The organism is Streptomyces sp. NPDC006235, assembly GCF_040613735.1.
Lineage (GTDB): Bacteria > Actinomycetota > Actinomycetes > Streptomycetales > Streptomycetaceae > Streptomyces.
This window is the reverse complement of the sequence record NZ_JBEXSR010000067.1, coordinates 1-17086: the sequence shown is the minus strand read 5'-3', so window position 1 is coordinate 17086 and position 17086 is coordinate 1. Positions and strand designations below refer to the sequence as shown.

Annotated in this window: 15 protein-coding genes and 2 pseudogenes; 5 read left to right on the top strand and 12 right to left on the bottom strand. The window is 73.3% G+C overall.

Translation table 11 applies throughout. The annotated features are described in order from the left end of the window. Nucleotides 1-44: 44 nt before the first annotated feature. The 3 genes from ABZ192_RS40735 to ABZ192_RS40725 all read right to left on the bottom strand — a co-directional run bounded on the left by ABZ192_RS40735 (nt 45) and on the right by ABZ192_RS40725 (nt 1746). Nucleotides 45-692 carry a helicase associated domain-containing protein gene (locus tag ABZ192_RS40735; protein ID WP_356929521.1) on the bottom strand — a complete coding sequence of 216 codons (648 nt, stop codon included), beginning with the start codon at nt 690-692 and terminating at the stop codon, nt 45-47. Between the two features lies 1 nt (nt 693). Further along, the gene (locus ABZ192_RS40730) at nt 694-783 is read right to left on the bottom strand and encodes a hypothetical protein (RefSeq protein WP_356929508.1); all 90 of its coding nucleotides are present in this window, start codon (nt 781-783) and stop codon (nt 694-696) included. Between the two features lie 255 nt (nt 784-1038). Further along, nucleotides 1039-1746: a hypothetical protein gene (locus ABZ192_RS40725; RefSeq protein WP_356929507.1), complete on the bottom strand. Its 708-nt coding sequence runs from the start codon at nt 1744-1746 to the stop codon at nt 1039-1041. A 407-nt stretch (nt 1747-2153) separates the two neighbouring features. Here ABZ192_RS40725 and ABZ192_RS40720 point away from each other — a divergent pair, with 407 nt between their 5' ends. After that, nucleotides 2154-2762: a hypothetical protein gene (locus tag ABZ192_RS40720; RefSeq protein ID WP_356929506.1), complete on the top strand. Its 609-nt coding sequence runs from the start codon at nt 2154-2156 to the stop codon at nt 2760-2762. 178 nt (nt 2763-2940) lie between these two features. Continuing rightward, entirely contained in the window at nt 2941-3756 is an 816-nt protein-coding gene (locus ABZ192_RS40715; RefSeq protein ID WP_356929505.1) for a helix-turn-helix domain-containing protein, read from the top strand. A 44-nt stretch (nt 3757-3800) separates the two neighbouring features. On the opposite strand, the gene ABZ192_RS40710 is transcribed toward ABZ192_RS40715, so the two are convergent. From ABZ192_RS40710 to ABZ192_RS40690, 5 genes and pseudogenes are all read right to left on the bottom strand, one after another. Then, nucleotides 3801-4229, bottom strand: coding sequence for a DUF1275 family protein (locus ABZ192_RS40710; RefSeq protein ID WP_356929520.1), 429 nt, complete (start codon nt 4227-4229; stop codon nt 3801-3803). Nucleotides 4230-4253: 24 nt separating this feature from the next. After that, a pseudogene (locus tag ABZ192_RS40705) lies at nt 4254-4731 on the bottom strand (IS982 family transposase); the annotation flags it as partial. 58 nt (nt 4732-4789) lie between these two features. Then, the gene (locus tag ABZ192_RS40700; protein WP_356929504.1) at nt 4790-7030 is read right to left on the bottom strand and encodes an MMPL family transporter; all 2241 of its coding nucleotides are present in this window, start codon (nt 7028-7030) and stop codon (nt 4790-4792) included. Between the two features lie 60 nt (nt 7031-7090). Continuing rightward, nucleotides 7091-8080 (bottom strand): DMT family transporter, encoded by a 990-nt coding sequence (locus tag ABZ192_RS40695; protein WP_356929503.1) that lies wholly within the window; start codon nt 8078-8080, stop codon nt 7091-7093. Nucleotides 8081-8167: 87 nt separating this feature from the next. Beyond that, entirely contained in the window at nt 8168-8989 is an 822-nt protein-coding gene (locus tag ABZ192_RS40690; protein WP_356929502.1) for a chitosanase, read from the bottom strand. 223 nt (nt 8990-9212) lie between these two features. Between ABZ192_RS40690 and ABZ192_RS40685 the strand changes: the two genes are divergently transcribed. Beyond that, nucleotides 9213-9395 carry a hypothetical protein gene (locus tag ABZ192_RS40685; protein ID WP_356929501.1) on the top strand — a complete coding sequence of 61 codons (183 nt, stop codon included), beginning with the start codon at nt 9213-9215 and terminating at the stop codon, nt 9393-9395. 12 nt (nt 9396-9407) lie between these two features. Here the strand turns inward: ABZ192_RS40685 and ABZ192_RS40680 are convergent, their stop codons facing one another. Further along, nucleotides 9408-10136, bottom strand: coding sequence for an ankyrin repeat domain-containing protein (locus ABZ192_RS40680; protein WP_356929500.1), 729 nt, complete (start codon nt 10134-10136; stop codon nt 9408-9410). A 598-nt stretch (nt 10137-10734) separates the two neighbouring features. On the opposite strand from ABZ192_RS40680, the gene ABZ192_RS40675 reads away from it, so the two are divergent. After that, complete coding sequence (locus ABZ192_RS40675; RefSeq protein WP_356929499.1) at nt 10735-12870, top strand: SpoIIE family protein phosphatase; 2136 nt, start codon at nt 10735-10737, stop codon at nt 12868-12870. Between the two features lie 19 nt (nt 12871-12889). Here ABZ192_RS40675 and ABZ192_RS40670 read toward each other — a convergent pair whose 3' ends face one another. Then, nucleotides 12890-13582 (bottom strand): GAF and ANTAR domain-containing protein, encoded by a 693-nt coding sequence (locus tag ABZ192_RS40670; protein ID WP_356929519.1) that lies wholly within the window; start codon nt 13580-13582, stop codon nt 12890-12892. A gap of 88 nt (nt 13583-13670) precedes the next feature. Then, nucleotides 13671-16262 carry a SpoIIE family protein phosphatase gene (locus ABZ192_RS40665; protein WP_356929498.1) on the bottom strand — a complete coding sequence of 864 codons (2592 nt, stop codon included), beginning with the start codon at nt 16260-16262 and terminating at the stop codon, nt 13671-13673. A 148-nt stretch (nt 16263-16410) separates the two neighbouring features. On the opposite strand from ABZ192_RS40665, the gene ABZ192_RS40660 reads away from it, so the two are divergent. Then, nucleotides 16411-16998: a hypothetical protein gene (locus ABZ192_RS40660; RefSeq protein WP_356929497.1), complete on the top strand. Its 588-nt coding sequence runs from the start codon at nt 16411-16413 to the stop codon at nt 16996-16998. Here ABZ192_RS40660 and ABZ192_RS40655 read toward each other — a convergent pair. Further along, a pseudogene (locus tag ABZ192_RS40655) lies at nt 16991-17086 on the bottom strand (alcohol dehydrogenase catalytic domain-containing protein); the annotation flags it as partial. The gene ABZ192_RS40660 and the pseudogene ABZ192_RS40655 overlap by 8 nt on opposite strands.

Here is a 17086-nt window from a genome sequence, read left to right as displayed (position 1 = left end):
CGAGGGCGCAGGGCCCTGGTGTTTGCCCGGGTCGTCCGGTTTGGTCAGGTGATTGCCGTGGAGGGTGAGGACGCGTGGGCGTTCGGTGTGGGCTCGGCGTCCGGCGGCGGTGTTGACGTGCATCCCCCGCCCTCCCGAACATGTCGATGCAGAGAGGGTCCGGGCCGGCTGTGATGACGTGCTGGCGCTGCCTGTGGAGCCTTTGGCCGTCGTCTATGCCGTGGACGGTGACGCCCGGCGGTGGTCGGCCATGCCGGGTTCCAGTGCTCGTTCCACGGCCTGCAGCGTCGTCTTCCACTCGGGGTGGCCGTCCAGAGCACCGGGCTGCCGAAGGTTGGACAGCCATTGCCCACGGGCCGATCCAGGGCTGTCGCGGACCTCGGCGCGCACAGGGTCCAGTGCTGGTCGTAGTACGCCTTGGCGGCTTCCGGGTTCTCCTGGAACCGTTCATCGGCCGGTGACCGGGCTATGCCGAGTTTCTCCACCGCCTGGGCGTGCTGGCCGGTCATCTGCCCGGCCCTGTAGGCCCTTCGCTGTTCTGCCACCCATTGCTCCAGGGGGTACGGGCCGGGGGCCCTGTGGCCGTAGGGCGTCCGTGCATGGTCCTCGCGTTCGGTGAACCGCTCGAGTGCCGCCCAACCGCGGCGCCACCTCGCCGACCTGCCGACCGAGCCGGTGTGCGCGCGAGCCAGGTCATAGGACGTCGCGCAGTTGGGCGCGGCCGGTGATGCCGAGCTTGGGAGAGATCTTGTGCAGGTGGAAGCCGATGGTGCGCGGAGACAAGTACAGCCGGGCACCGATGTCCCGGTTGGTCAGGACCTCGCCGCCAGTTGGGCGATCTGCAGTTCCTGCGGTGTCAGGCCGGCTACGGCGTCTGGCGCCGCGCCGGGGGCCACCGCCACGCCGGCCGCGCGGAGTTCGGCGGCGGTGCGCTCGACCCAGGGGCGGGCGTCCAGCCGTTCGAAGATCTCCAGGGCGGTGCCGAGCAGAGGCCGTGCCTCGACGGACCGTCGACGGCGCCGCAGCCATTCGCCGAAGTCACGCGAGGGCGTGCTCGAACGGCCAGCGGGCGGTGACCGGGTCCGTCGCCGCGCGGAAATGGGACTCCGCCTCGTCGGCATCGCCCAGCAGGGCCGAGGCACGGTGCACGATCGCGTCCAGACGGACGGAACGGGATGCGCCCATGGCCCGTTCGGCGGCGTGCAGCACGACGCGGGCGTCGGCCACCTGCCCGGCGCGGACGGCGGCTGCGGCGAGATCGGAGAGGCAGTACAGCGAGACGTGGTAGTGCACGGGTTCCGTGTGGAAGTCGCGGGTGAAGACCTGGCGGAGCTGCTCGTACGCCGACTGGTGATCGCTCTCCGCGAGGAACGCCGTCCCACGTGCCTGACGGTAACGCACGTACAGATTGCGCGACTTGCGCAGGTCGAGGCCGCGCACCGCGCCGCTCGCCCCTGCGTGCGCCGCCGCATGGTCCCCCTGCGCGGCCCGCAGCGTGGCCTGGAGGAGCTGCGAGCCCACGGTGACGTTGTCCGCTCCTGCCTCGGTCGCCGTCCAGCAGGCGTCCTCGGCGGCGGACTGGGCGGCGGTCCAGGCACCGCTGTCGAACAGAACGAGGGCGAGCGCCCGTGCGAGGGTCGCGTTGGTTCCGGCGGTCGCCGTCCGGCGCAGATGATCCATGGCCTGGCCGTACAGGCGCACGGCCTGGTCGGTCGCGTCCAGGACCGTGGCGACGGCACCGAGCACGACGAAGGCGGACAGCGAGCCGGCCGGGCGTCCACGGCGCGGGCCATCCTCTCCAGGGCCTGCTCCCGCGCGGCGAAGGGGTTGCTGACCGCGGCCACCCAGAGGCGGTCGCTTCCCCCCTCGTCCGGCTGCGGCGCGATGAGGGCGTCGATCCGCTCGAGTTCGGCCCGGTAGAACGGGTCGCCGGAGTTGTACGCCGGAGTGGCGGCCGTGCCCAGCGCGTCCAGGGCGAGGCCGGGAGCCTGCGTGGCCATGGCCTTGGCCACGTGCAGCAGGAACGCCGAGGAGTCGTCGTGCCGCAAGGTGACCGCCAGTGACCACCCGGCGCGCAGGGACGCCTCGGCGAGCAGCCGCGCGTCGTCCGTCAGGGTGTCGACCCGGGTCGCGATGTCCCCGACCCACTGCGGGTGCCCGGCGAACATGGCCGACGCGGCGGCGCCGAGCAGGCGCCGGGCCCGCTGCTCCGGCTCCGGGGTGAGTTCCGCGGCGCGCTCCAGAGCGGCGGCCGCGGCCGCGTGACCGCCTCGCTGCCGGGAGCGTTCCGTGCTGTCCGCCAGGGCGGTGGCGACCTGTTCGTCGGGGCCCAACGCGGCCGCGGCCAGATGCCAGGCCCGACGATCGGGCTCCTTCGTGAACGCGGCCGCGAGCGCCAGGTGGGCCTCGCGGCGTTCGGCGAACGAGGCGGCCTGGTAGATCGCGGAGCGGACCAGCGGATGGCGCAGACGAACCTGGCCGCCCTCGACGCGCACCAGACCGGCCTCTTCGGCGGGCCGCCAGACCTGGACGCCGTCCAGGCCCGGCGCGGCGTGCAGGACGTCCGAGAGCCGCTCGGTGCCTGCGGCCGCCGCCAGGAGCAGGACTCGAAGGGTGGGCTCCGGCAGGGCGGGCAGATCGGCGGCGAAGAGGCGCTCCAGCCGGGCGGTCACCGGAAGCGTGTCGACCGAGCCGATGTCACGGCCGGCCCGGCTCCTTGGCGAAGGCTCGGTTCTCGGGCGGATTCCCACGGCGCGCGGTAGCGGCCGAAACCGCCGGCGCACGACGATGTCGTACATCGATGCCGACAGGGGGGGACGTGGGCGAACTGACCACGAACGAAGTCCGGGCTTCGGCCGCCAGGCGAACGAAACGGTTGGAGGTCGTGTGACCGGCTTATCGATGACTGGCGCAACTGACATCGTTCGGATGCTGTCCGCGATGCCCGACGAGGGGGAGGGAGAATTCCTGTACCTGGGCCTGCACGTCCGGGGGGCGGTCGCGCTCACCCGGGCCGGCGAGGACGGGACCTTCCTGGAGCCGGGTGACATGGTCTTCTGCGATCCGGCCAGGCGTGATGTCCTCCGGTTCGGTGAGGACTGCCTGATGACGTACTTCCGGATAACCCGCCGCAACCTGGGCGTCGCCGAGCCGAACCTGGACCGGGTCGTGGGCGTGCCGGTGCGGCACGGCGGAGGTATGGGCGCGCTGGTATCGGGCTTCCTGTCCGCGCTCGCCGCCGAGGCGGAGGTCCACCCGTCGAAGATCGGTGACCGGCTCGCCCGCAGCGCCGTGGACCTCCTCGCCGTACTCGTCATGGAACTCCTTCAGACGCAGACGGGAGAGGAACCCTCCGGTGCGCCGAAGGCCGGCGGCGACATGCTGGCGCGGATCCGTGCCTTCATCGAGGAGCATCTGATGGAGCCGGAGCTGTCACCGGAATCGATCGCACGCGCGCATCACATCTGCGTCCGCTCCCTGCACAAGCTCTTCCAGGACGGCGGCACGACAGTGGGCCAGTGGGTACGGCAGCGCAGGCTGGAGTCGTGCAGGTATGAGCTGGGCCGGACGTCGAACCGCAGGACAACCGTGGCCGCCGTGGCGCAGCGCTGGGGCCTCAGCAGCCCCTCGCACTTCAGCCGCAGGTTCCGGGGCGCCTACGGTATGTCCCCCAGGGAATGGCAGGCGTTGGCGGCGGCGGGCGCCGGCTCGCCGATCACCAGGGCGCGGATCGCCGGCCGGTCCTCGACAAGGTGAAGGGGGCCCCTCGGGCTGCCGCCCCCGCCTTCATGCCGTTGCGCTCAGGGCCGGGGGCGCACCCAGGGGGCGTCGGTGGCCGAGAGCCGGTGCGTGATCACCGTGGTGACCGCGAGCAGCAGCAGCGTCAGGCCCAGCGCGAAAGAGAGGTCGCCGTGCAGGAGGACCCCGGCGCCGGCGAGGGCGCCGAGGAACATGGCGAGCACGGAGAGGATCCGGCGCCCGGGGCGTGGCGCTTCGCCGCCCGCCCGGGTGGAGTCGGCGGCCAGACCCGTCAGAGTCACGGTCAGGACGGTCGTGGTGAGGTCCGGCACGCCGAGCCGGCGGGCGACCGCGTTCTGCAGGCCCATGGCGAGCCCCAGGGACACGATCAGGGTGTACCGGACGCCGGTGGTGACCCGGTCGTCCGCTACGACGGTGACCACCACGGTCACCGCGACCAGGGCCGTCTGCACCGCCGTCGCGGCGCGCAGCCGTTTCGGGTTGGCCAGGCATCATGTGACGGGCATGCCCTCGGCGGTGGTGACCAGGTACAGCCGGAACCCCCGGAAGAACCGGGAGTGGCTGCGGCAGTAGCCGTATCCGGCGTGCCCGGCCAGGCCGGAGCGCTTGACGCTCTCGCGGGAGGTGGCGCAGGGCAGCGGGGTGGAGTCGATCAGCCGGAGGCTGTCGCGCCAGGTCGGCACCTGCCGGGCCAGGGCCTCGATCACCTGGCAGATCAGCGGCCCGGCGGCGTTGAGGCGCTTGTTGTAAGCCGACTGCTGGGGCAGGTAGGGGAAGAGGTGGCCCAGCCGGGCGTGGGCGAAGCGGATCCAGTGCCGGGCGGAGGGAAAGCCGAGCAGGAGCTGGGCGACGGCCAGGCACAGCAGTTCGGAGTCCGTGAGTTTCGGTGGTCGCCCGATCCGGCGACAAGGCGCCACATGGTCGTCGATGAACGTACAGTGCCGTCAGAAGGGCGTCCGGGTTTGTCTTCACACACTGACCAACGGGCGCCCTTCGTCATGGTCGCGACCAGCACACACATCGGACTCATTCATCCAGGACCGTCCCCCTCGGCGTCGATGTGCGGCAGCACCCGCTTCAGCCACCGCGGAGCCCACCAGGCGTGCCGTCCCAGCAGCGTCATCACGGCCGGCACCATGAGCAGGCGTACGACGGTGGCGTCGATGAGTACGCTGACGGCCAGCCCCAGGCCGAGCATCTTGACCACGATGCTGTCGCTGACGATGAACGCCGCGAACACGCTCACCATGATCAACGCGGCGCAGGTGATGACCCGGGCCGTGATCTCCAGGGCGTGTGCGACCGAGGCCTTGGCGTCCCCGGTGCGCAGCCACGCCTCGTGGACCCGGGACAGCAGGAAGATCTCGTAGTCCATGCTGAGGCCGAAGATGATGGCGAACATCATCATCGGCACGTAACTCTCGATGGGGACCGTGCCGTTGACGCCGAGGGCGGGGCCGCCCCAGCCCCACTGGAACACCGCGACGACCACGCCGTACGAGGCGGTGATCGACAAGATGTTCAGGACGGCGGCCTTGACGGCGACGAGCAGCCCCCGGAACACGGCCAGGATGATCAGGAACGCCAGGGCCACCACCACGGCAATGATCACCGCCAGCCGGGAGGCGACGATGTCGCGGAAGTCGACCTGCGCCGCCGTCGTGCCCGTGACGTACCCCTTGGCGTCCGTGCCCCGGACGGCGTCCGGCAGCGTGTCGTCGACCAGACGGTTGGCCAGGTCCGTGGTCGTGGCGCTCTGCGGGGACGACGTCGAGTAGACCGTGCCGACCAGGACGTCGCCGTCCTGGGTGGCCGTCAGGGGCGTGACGACGGCGGCGCCTTGGGCCGAGTCGAGCGTCTGCTGGGCCTTCGAGGCCAGATCGGAGCGCTGTGAGTCCGGTACTCCCGTCTGGTCGATGACGACCGTCAGCGGACCGTTGGACCCGGGCCCGAACGCGTCGGTCATCAGGTCGTACGCCCGCCGGTCGGTGAAGGACGTCGGGTCGGCGCCGTCACCGATGTGGCCGAGCCGGATGGACAGCACCGGGATCGCCAGGACGACGATCACCGCGACACCCGCCGCCAGGAACCACAGCGGCCTGCGCTCCACCCGCTGCGCGTACCGGTGCCAGGTGCCCTGCGGCGCGTCACCCGCCCCGGCGTCGGTCTCGGCGACGGGGCGCCGCACCCGGTAGCGGTCGATGTGCCGGCCGAGGAGCCCGAGCAGGGCCGGGACCAGGGTGAGCGCGCCGGCGACGGCCGAGACGACCGTGACGGCCGCGGCGAACCCGAGTTTGGCGATGAAGGAGACCCCCGACGCGGACAGGCCCGCCAGCGCGATGATCACGGTGCAGCCGGAGACGAGGACGGCGCGGCCGCTGGTGGCGGCCGCCTGCCCGGCGGCCCGCACCGGGTCCGCCCCGTCGAGGAGGTTCTGCCGGTGACGGGTGATCAGGAACAGGGCGTAGTCGATCCCGACGCCCAGCCCGATCATCGTCGCCAGCGTCGGTGAGACGGTCGCGAAGGTGAACGCGGCGGCCAGCAGCCCGAGGATCGCGAGACCCACGACGACGCTGATCAGCGCGGTCAGCAGCGGGACACCGGCGGCGATCACGCTCCCGAACCCGACCAGCAGTACGACGACGGCCACGCCGAACCCGATCAGCTCGCTCACCCGGTCGTCGGCGGCCGGCCGGGCGAGCTCGCCGAGCGGTCCGCCGTACTCCACCTCCGCCCCGGCCGAACGCAGCGGCTGGACGGCGTCGTCGACCCCGTTCAGATAGTCGTCGCCGAGGGTCGACGGCTGCACGTCGAAGCGGACGGTGATGTAGGCCGTCTTCCCGTCGTCCGACAATGGCCCCACGTTCTGCTGCGACTGGCCGGAGGACGAGCCCGAGGTGGAGAGCGGGTTCTGGGCCGACAGGACGTGCGGCAGCTTCTCCAGATCAGCGACCGCGGTGGACATCTGGGAGCTCAGAGCGGACAGAGCCTGCCCGTCGTCGTGCAGCACGACCTGGCTGCTGTAGCCGCCGGCCTGCGGATCGTGCTTCTTCAGCACGTCCAGGCCCTTCTGCGACTGCGCCTGGGGCAGGGTGAAGTTGTCGGAGTAGGTGCCGCCGACCGCGCGGCTGACGACCTGGAGGGCCACCAGTGCCACGAGCCAGGCGATGACGACGACCACGAAGTGACGCGCGCACCACTCGCCCAGCCGCCGCAGCAGACCCGCCCGCGCGGCCGTCTCGCCCCCTGCGCCGGTGCGGGTGTGCGGCATGGCTGTGGACTCCTGTGTGAGGCGGGGGCGTGCGTCGCCGTCCATTAGAGGCGCGCGAGGTCACTCCGGCGTGCCGGACACGGCGTCACCACGCTCCTCGGGGCGGCTGTTCCCCCGGAAGGTGGCCACCGGGGGTGTGCGGCCGTCGGCGGGGATCACCGGCGGCCCGCTGCTGCCCGGCCGCGTCAGCGCCCCGGACCCGAGGGCCACACCGAGGCCGACCAGCGCGCTGCCCGCCGCCTGCGCGAGACCGTAGGAGCCCGCGCCGACGAGCGGTGCGGTGCAGGCCGCCGCGACCGGGATGAGGCCGGAGAACAGGGTGGCGCGTTCCGCTCCGATCCGCTGCATGCCCATGTACCAGCACACGAACCCGACCACCGTGACCACCACCGCCTGCCACAGCAGCGCGCAGGTCTCGACGGTGTCCGGACGCCGCAGCCACCCGGCGCCGTCGGCGAGCAGTCCGGCCGCCGCCGACTCCAGCGCGGCGACCGCGCACACCGTGGCGGACAGCAGCCGGGGACCGAGGGGCCGCAGCACGGGCACGGCGAGCACGGCGAACCCGACCTCCCCGGCCAGGGCGCACACGGAGAAGGCGATGCCCGCGCCGTCGGTGCGCCCCCAGCCCTGGACGACGCAGGCACCGACGGCCACGAGCAACGCCCCGTACAACACGGCCCGTTGAGGCCGACGCCCGTCCAGGAGGGGCACGAGCACCGCGACCACCACCGGCGCACAGCCCACGAACACGCCCGGAACCGCCGGCTCCGCCGTGCGCTCCGCGGCGATGACGGCCAGGTTGAATCCGACCATGCCGACCGCGGCGAGCAGCGCGAGCCGGATCCACTGACGGGGTGTCAGCGCCCGCAGCCGGGTGGCCGCGCCCTTGCCGGCCAGCGGCACGAGCAGCAGACAGGCCAGCCCGTACCGCAGGAACTGGCCGCCCGCGTACGGGTAGTCGCCCAGGACGCTGTTGGCCGTGAAGGAGCCTCCGACGAGGACGCAGGCGAGCGCGGCCAGAAGGGCGCCGTGCGTGGTGGTGGCGTTCATACGGGCGACGCTAGGCAGCCGGGCGGCCCGGGAAGGGGTCCACTTCTGTGCCTGCTTGCTGGACCAATCCCGCCCGGGCCGCGGTCGTCAGCCGATGTGGTAACTGTCGCCGTAGACCTTCCAGTCCAGCGGAGGGTCGAGGTCGAGATTGCGCTCGCGCAGGAAGACCCGCTGCGCCGTGTCGACCCTGCTGGTGTCGCTGTGCGCCTCCTCCTGCTTCATCGCCCACACGCGGGCGTTCAGGAAGGCGTCGAGGTACGTCACCTCGTCACCGCCCCACGCCGGCGGGTTGGCCGTGCGCAGCGCCCGCTTGCGGAGGTTGCGGAAGCTCAGGGGATCGTTGCCGTCGCCGTGCATGACGATGGCGTCGTAGTACGCGAACTGGCCCAGCGCCCGCAGCCCGTCCGCCTTCCCCTGCCGGACCGCCGGGCCGAAGTACACCCGGTCGCGCTCGTCGTCCTGGGCGCGGCGGAACTCGGAGTCGCGGGCCGCCCTGCGCCAGTCGCCGGGGAAGCCGGGGTCGAGCCCGTCGTGCGAGTCGGAACCGTCGACCCTGCGCAGCGCCGGCAGGTACTTCGCCAGGACGTTGCCCGGCCTGCGGTCGGTGTACAGCTCGACGAGGTCCAGCATGTCGCCGGTGCCGGAACAGAACCCGATGATGCCGGCGGTGTAGCCGCGGCCGTCGCCGATGTCCTCGATGTACTGGTACTGCGCCTTCCAGTCGAGCGAGGAGTTCTCCGCGCTCGACACGAGCTGCATGGCGATCTCCTTCTTCGCCGGGGCGTCGAGCCCGGCCGCACGGACGGACGCGGCGGCGTGCGGCGGCTTCAGGAACGGGGCGGCGGCGAGGGTCGCGCCGAAGAGCGCCAGAACGGTGCGGCGCGCTGCCGGGGTCGAGGGGTGTCTCACGGGGCCTCCAAGCAGGGTGGGGGGTTGGAAGAGCTGGCCGTGCAGGACTGAACTGATAGGAAGGTTTACTATCACTCGCGCCGCGCAAGGGAAACAGCCGAGCGGAAGGTTCGTAGGGTCGAACAAGCGACCCTCGCGGGAACCATGAGCGCGGCTCGCACGTCAACTCATTGCCCAGGGAGGCCGATCGGTCGTAAGAGACCAGCCGGAGAGGGGAATCGCCGTGGACGACGCGACGTCGCAGCGGAGCAGCGAGGCGGAGGCCGCAGCACGCCAGGCCCGGTTCGGGACACTGCCGGAGCCGGTGCGCCTGGAGGACACGGTCGAGGAACGGGCCGCCGGCGTGCTCGACCCGGCGCGCACCGCGTACAACCAGGACGAGTGGCTCGTGCGCTACTGCTTGTGAGACACCGCGGCGTTACGAGCGGCTCCGCGCCCCCAGGCCGCGCAGCCACCACACGACGTGGTCCGCGTCCTGGGCCCGGGCGATGTCGAGCGGGGTCAGGTCGTCGTAGCCGCACCAGTCGATGTCCGCGCCGTGCCCGTGGAGGTACTGCGCGGTGGGCAGGTGACCGCCGTGGCAGGCGCCCCAGAAGGCGCTGGTGATCTCGTCGGGCGGGGGCGGCTCATCGGCCTCGACGTACGCCCGGACCCGGTCCAGCAGGCCGAGCGAGGCGGCGTCCTGGAGGGTGGTGCGGGCGCCGTGCTCGACGAGCCGGTGCGCGGCACGCCACTGGCCGAAGGCGCGGGCGTCGGCGAGCGGTGTGCCGCCGGCGATCACCGCACCCGGGGCCTCGATGTCGGCCCCGGCGGCGATGAGCGCGTCCAGGACGGGCACGTCGTTGCTGCTGGCCGCCCAGTGCAGTGGCGTCTCCTCGTGCGCACCGCCGAAGCGGGCGTTGGGATCGGCCCCGGCGGCGACCAGCGCGGCGACCACCTCGGGGCCGTGCGGGTAGTGACCGGGCCAGTCGGTCGCGATGTGCAGCAGACTGCGCGTGCCCTGGCCATCCTCACCGTGCTCGGTGACGCGGACGGTGGCCAGACCGGCATGCTCGGCCAGCAACTGCCGCAACCCGGGCAGATCACCGCCCCGGATCGCCTCGGCGACGGCGACGGCCAGTGGATCCCGCGATGTCAGCGTCTGCAAGGCCGGCCTCCCGGTCGCCGTCGAGGCCCCCGATTCTGCCAGCACGGCACTCCACCGGGCCGCGCTTTCCGCCATGCCGCCCGGCCAGTGTTCCGGCATGCGGCCCGGCCAGTGCTCCGGCGCACCACCCGGCCAGTGCTCCGGAGCGCCGCCCGGCGAGCGAGCGCCCTGGCATGCCGCCCGGCCCCGCTCCGCCGGGCCACGCCTTCCGGTACGCCGCCCACCCATGTCCCGCGGCGTTGCGCGGCCCGGCTCGATGGCGGGGGCCGGCGCTCGCGTGCACCGTTCCGGCAGCGCTCCGGCGCACCGCCCGGCCAGCGCCCTGGCATGCCGTCCGGTCAGCGCTCCGCCCGGCCACGCCCTCCGCGGCAGAGCACCCGCCCAAGCCCTCCGGCGCACCATCCGCCCACGTCCTTCTGCCTCCCGCCGGGCCACGCCCCCGGCCCCCGCCGGGCCACGCCCTCCTGCCTCCCGCCGGGCCACGCCCTCCTACCCCCGCCCGGCCAGCCCTCCTACCCCGGCCCTCCCGCCCCCCCGTCCGATGACGTGCCCCCGCGCCGTGCGAGGCGTAGCGTCCGGGTAAGAGCGGGAGGACATCATGTCCGGGAGCGACGAGCTGCTCAGGGGCGTCGGATCGCTGGACGACGCCCTGGGGGTGGCCCTGGCCGACACCGTGCGTGGTACCGGCGCCTCGATCGGCGGCCTCTACCTGATCGAGGAGGCGGAGCCGGTGCTGCGCCTGGTGGCGCTGTGCGGTCTGCCCCTGGCGTTCAGCGCCCCGTGGCAGCGCCTGCCGCTGACGGCACCCGTCCCGGTCGCCGACGCCATCCGCGACGACGCCCTGGTCTGCGTCGGCAGCCAGGACGAGATGGCCCGCCGCTACCCGCGGGCCGCCACCGTCCTGCCGTACCCGTTCGCCCTGGCCGCGGTCCCGCTGAGCGGCGTCCGGCGCTGCTGGGGCGGCGTCGTGCTGATGTGGCCCGCCGCGCACCCCCGCAGCGCCACGCCCCGCGAACGCGGCGACATCACCGCCAGTGCCCGCCGCATGGCCCGCCTGCTGGACGACGCCTCCCGGCCGCCCACCCTGCCGGACCGGCCGCGCGTCGTCCCTGTCGACGCCGCACACCACCCCGTGCAGACCGGCCTGGCCGCCGCCGACTACCTCGAGCGCCTCCCCGAGGGCGCCCTCGGTCTCGACCTGGAGGGTCGCGTCACCTTCGCCACCGCCACCGCCGCCCGCCTGCTCGGCCGCCGCGCCGACCGGCTGCTGGGCACCCGGCCCTGGCAGTCCCTGTCCTGGCTGGACAACCCCGTCCACGAGGACCACTACCGCACCGCGGTCGTCAGCCGCGCTCCCGTGTCCTTCACCGCGCTCCGCCCGCCGGACCGGTGGCTGACCTTCCAGCTCTACCCCGACACCAGCGGCATCAGCGTCCGCGTCGTACCGGGGGCGGAACCGACCGAGACCCCGTCACCGCCCGCCGCCGCACGGCCTCCCGCGGTCGCACCGACGGGACGCCTCTACCAACTCGTGCACCTCGCCGCCGCCCTCACCGAGACGGTGACCGTGCGCGACCTCGTGTCGCTGATCGCCCACCAGATCCTGCCCGCCTTCGGAGCCCAGGGCCTCGTGCTGTCCGCCGCCGAGGCCGGTCGCCTCAAGATCACCGGCTACCACGGCTACCCGGCCGACGTCATGGAGCGCCTGGACGCCCTGTCACTGGACACCGACCTCACCCCCGCCGGCCGGGTCCTCGCCAGCGGCGCCCCCGCCTTCTTCGCCGACCCCGCCGAGATGGCCGGCACCTACCCCAGGGCGCCCCAGATCAGCGGCAAACAGGCCTGGGCGTTCCTCCCGCTGATCATCTCCGGCCGGCCGGTCGGCTGCTGCATCCTGTCCTACGACCACCCGCACACCTTCACCGCCGACGAACGCGCCGTCCTCACCTCACTGTCCGGCCTGATCGCCCAGGCCCTCGACCGCGCCCGCCTCCACGACGCCCAGCAGCGACTCGTCCACGAACTGCAACGCGCCCTGCTGCCCCGGGCCCTGCCGCACCTGCACGGCCTCGACGTCGCCGCCCGCTATCTGCCCGCAGGACACGCCATCGAGGTCGGCGGCGACTTCTTCGACGTCCTGCGCCTGGACGACACGACCGCGGCCGCCGTCATCGGCGACGTCGAAGGCCACAGCATCGCCGCCGCCGCGCTCATGGGCCAGGTCCGCACCGCCATCCACGCCCACGCCACCGCGGGCGCCGCACCCGGCCAAGTCCTCGCCCGCACCAACCGGCTGCTGGCCGACCTCGACTCCGAGCTGCTCGTCTCCTGCCTCTACGTCCATCTCGACCTGGCACACCACCAGGCGGCCTTCGCCAGCGCGGGCCACGTGCCCCCGCTGCTGCGCCCCGCCCACGCCACCGCCGGCGTCCTCCACGTCGAACCCGGCCCGCTGCTGGGCATCGACACCGGCGCCGCCTACCCGGTCACCACCGCGCCCCTGCCGCCCGGCACCACCCTCGCCCTGTACACCGACGGCCTCGTCGAGCTCCCCGGCACCGACACGACCCGGACCACCTCCGACCTGGCCGGGCAACTGAACGACGGCGACGGCCACGACCTGGAACGGCTCATCGACAGGCTCGTCCACCACACGACGCCCACCGGACAGCACGCCGACGACATCACGGTGCTCCTGCTGCGCACCTCCCACCCCGACGGCCGCCCGGCGTGAGGTCGCCGCAGCGCTCCGGTCAGGTCTGGCCGGGAGCGTCGACGCGGACGCGCTGGGCGACGTCGCGCAGCTTGATGTTGTGGTGCTGGGAGATGCGCCGCAGCACCTCGAAGGCCTCGTCCTCGCTCATCCGGTGACGCTCCATGAGGATCCCCATGGCCTCCCCGATGGCGTGCCGGGTCTCCAAGGCGTGCTCGAGCTGGTCGACGGTGCGGGCGGTGGCCAGCGCGACGGCGGCGTGGGAGGCGAGCAGCCAGCCCGCGGCCTCGATGTCCTTGCCGAAGGCACCCGGCCGGCGCGAGTACAGGTTGAGGGCGCCGAAGTCCTCGTCGCCGGTGTAGAGCAGCACACCGGTCATGCTGCCGATCCCGAGGTCGCGGGCCGCCTGGGAGAACCGCGGCCAGGACGGCTGCGGCTTCGTCATGTCGGCGATGCGGAACAGCCGCTCGCCGTCCACGCGCCGGGCCGCGTCAAAGCACGGTCCCTCGCCCAGCTCGCCCTGCATCCGGTCGGACTCCTCGACCATGTCGCCGCAGACCGAGAGCGTCAGGGCCCGGCCCTTGGACACCGCCAGGATCCCGGCCGCGTCACAGCCCTCGACCAGCTTCACGGCGGCTGCCGCGATCTCGTCAAGCGTCGCCTGCACCGAGTCCTGCGCCACCAGATCGCGGGCGAGCATCGCCATCTGCTCGGCGTACCGCTGCCATTCCACCGCCACCACCGCCTCGCTCGCCCGTCCCGCCCACCGTACCCCGCGCCACGCCGCACACACCGGTCGCGTGCGTCGGCAGCCCGGTCGCTCAGCGATACGCCGTCAGCAGCAGCGCCACGTCGTCGGGCCGCTCCCGGGCGCGGCGGGCCGTGCGCACCAGCCGGTCGGCGAGCTGCTCCACCGAGTCCGCCGGGGTGTCGGCGAGGCAGCGGCGGACCTCCTCGATGCCCGTCTCGATGTCGCTGCCGGGCTGCTCCACGAGGCCGTCGGTGTAGAGGGCGAGGACGCTGCCGGGGACCAGCGTGAGCTCCGTGACGGGATACTCCGCGTCGAGCTGCACGCCCAGCATGACGCCGCCCGCGAGATCCAGCGTCTCGGCGTGCCCGTCGGGGTGGCGCAGCAGCGGCGGGGGATGCCCGGCCCGCACGGCCGACGCGCGCCCCGTACGCGGGTCCAGCTCGATGTAGCAGCAGGTGGCGCAGACGTCCGCCTCCAGCTCGGCCAGGTGCCGGTTGGTGTGCGTGATGACCTCCTGCGGTGGCCACTCGCTCGCCGCGAAGGCGTGCACGGCACTGCGCAGCTGGCCCATCACCGCTGCGGCACCGACACTGTGACCCTCGACGTCCCCGATGACCAGGGCCACCCCGCGTCCCGTGGTGATCACGTCGTACCAGTCGCCGCCGATGGCCATGCCCTGGGTGCCGGGCAGGTAACGGCCAGTCGTGCGCAGCCCCTCGACGGCGGGCAGCCGGTGCGGCAACAGCCCCTCCTGAAGACCGCGGGCGACGGCGGACTCGGCGTCGTAGAGCCGTGCCCGCTCCAGCGCCTGCGCGGCCAGCCCGCTCAGCGCGGTGAGCGCGGAACGCTCGTCGGGCGTGAACCGGTGCGGGGTGTCCCAGCCGAGGATGCACGAGCCGACGGGATGCCCGGAGGCGATCAGCGGCAGGAACGACCAGGCGCTCATCCGGTCCAGGGTGATGCCCGGGTAGGCGACGGAGAGGTCCTCGGGCGACTCGAAGAACAGCGGCAGCCGCGTGGTCAGCGCGTGCACACCGGGCAGCTGCGTGTCGAGGGTGACCCCCTCGAAGGGGGCGAGGAAGCCCTCGGGATAGCCCGACTCCCACAGCAGGTACATCCGGCCGTCGCGGACCGTGTACAGGGCGAGCTCCCGGACGCCGAACGCGGGCAGCAGCTGCTCGGCCACGGCCCGGCACACGTCCTCCACGGTGACCGCCTGGGTGAGCACGCTCGCCATCTGCACCACGTGGTACAGCGCCCCGGCACGCGCCGCCGTGACCGGCCCGGGCGGCGGCGCCACGGCCCCCGGTCCGGGGCCGGCGGCGGACCCCGCCTCGCGCGCCGCCTCCGTCTCGGTGGGCGGCCCGGCCGGACGGACCCGGCCCGTCAGCCCGTGCACATCCGGGTACAGCACGAAGCTCAGCCAGTTCCCGGCGGGATGCCGCACCAGGAACGACACCTGCTCCTGCGACAGCATCGCCGCCCGGTAGCGGTCCTCGTACGCGGGATCGCGGAGCCAGGTGATCACCTCCCACGGATAGCGGCCCAGGAGCGCCTCCCGGCCGCCGCCCAGCAGTTCCTCGCAGCGGTGGTTGGCGTACGTCACGCGGCCGTCCTGGTCCAGGGAGAAGACACCGTCGGGCAGCCGCTCCGCGGCCTCGGCGGCCCTGAGCCCGCTGACCGCGTCGACGAGGGCCGCCACCAGGATCCGGCCGGAACCGGCTCCGCCGCGCACGAGATGTCCCCACAGCTCGACGGGCCGGTAGCCGGCCTCCGCCTCGCCCGCGGAGTCGTCCCGCACCCGGAAGTGCCGGGACCTGACCCGGCCGAGCGTGAGCGCGTCGTGCCGGCACGCGCGCAGTTCGTGCAGGTCGTCGGGGCTGACCCGGGCCACGATCTCCGCCATCGTGCCGCCGAAGTCCGCCCGGCCGATGCCGAGGAGGGCGAGCGCCTCGTCGTCCGCCGTGCACCGGTCGCTGTCCAGGTCCCAGTCGATGAGCCCGACCCGGACGGGATGGACGGCGGGCGTGGGCAGCCGCACGCCCACGGGTTCGCCGTCGTACTCGACCCGGTCGGCGGCCGATTCCGCGGTCGATTCCGCAGCCGATTCCGCGCCCGCCCGGCCGGCGGCGAGGCGGGTCAGGCGCTCCTCCATGGCCTGCCCGGCCGGGCGCAGCGCCGGCTCCACGGCCTCCGCTTCGATCGGCGACCGGGCGGCCGAACGCAGGACGACCAGGACACCCACGGTCTCGCCGCCGGCCCGGACGGGCCGGTAGGCCGAGCCGAAGGAGTACGGCAGCCCGGCGGTGAAGTGCGGGAAGCGCAGCATGGTGGCGCGCTCGTCCGGCAGCCACAGCGTCTCGTTGCGCCGGTAGGCCTCCGCCATGGGCAGCGCACCGCCCACCGGCACCCGCCACCAGGTCTTCAGCAGCGACCGGGGCACCCCGGTCACCATCGCGAGGACGAGCGAACGCCGGTCGCGGGAGCGCAGGTAGACCAGTCCGCCGTAGCCCCCGAGGTCCCGTACGGCCTCGATCAGCGGAGCGGTCAGGGCATCCTCGATCCAGCCGGTGCCCCCGGTCCGGGCCCGGCCGTCACCACCGCCCCGGCTCCGGCCATCGGGTGACCGCGGCCCGTCCGGTACGGCGGCTGACTCATCCATCTCGCGTCCTCCCGGTACGGACGCACCGGACCCCATCGCTCCCCACCAGGATGTGCCATGGTCGGCGGTCCGGCGCGGTGGGTGCAACCTTTCGGTCCGTCCGGACGTCTCACCCCATACCAGCAACACATGAGCCTCGGGGGCGGTAATGGTACGAATCAGAACAGCATGCGCGACTCTCGCGCTCGTGGGCGCCACGGTGGGCGTGGCAGCCGTCCCGGCCGGTGCCGCACCGGCCGCCGCCCGGACCGCCGCCCAGGCCACGGCCTGTCCGACCGGCTGGGGCAGCATCGCCAAGACCGACACCAGTGGCACGATCGCGCCGGTGAAGGACATCCGCACCGGCCGTCACACCTGCTTCGACCGGATGGTCATCGACGTGCCCGGCGGGGGCAGCGACATCGGCTACTCGGTCCGCTACGTCGACCGGCTCTACCAGGACGGCTCGGGCCGGGAGATACCCGTGGCCGGCGGAGCCGTCCTCGAGGTCCGGGTCTCAGCGCCCGCCTACGACCCGGAGACCGGCGCCGCCACGTATCCCGGCCGGGTCGCGCGCCCGCTGCCGGGCGTGGACCTCACCGGCTACCGCACGTTCCGGGACACCCGGTTCGCCGGCAGCTTCGAGGGCGAGACCCAGATCGGGCTCGGCGTCCGCGCCCGGCTTCCCTTCCGGGTGCTGCAGCTCGACGGTCGCGTCGTCGTGGACGTCGCCCACAACTGGACCGGCACCCCATGACGCGGCGGCCGAGCCAGGCGGGACCGACACCGTCACCGACCGCCGCCACCCGCCCCGCCCACTCGTGGCCCGGCCGCATCGGGTAGGT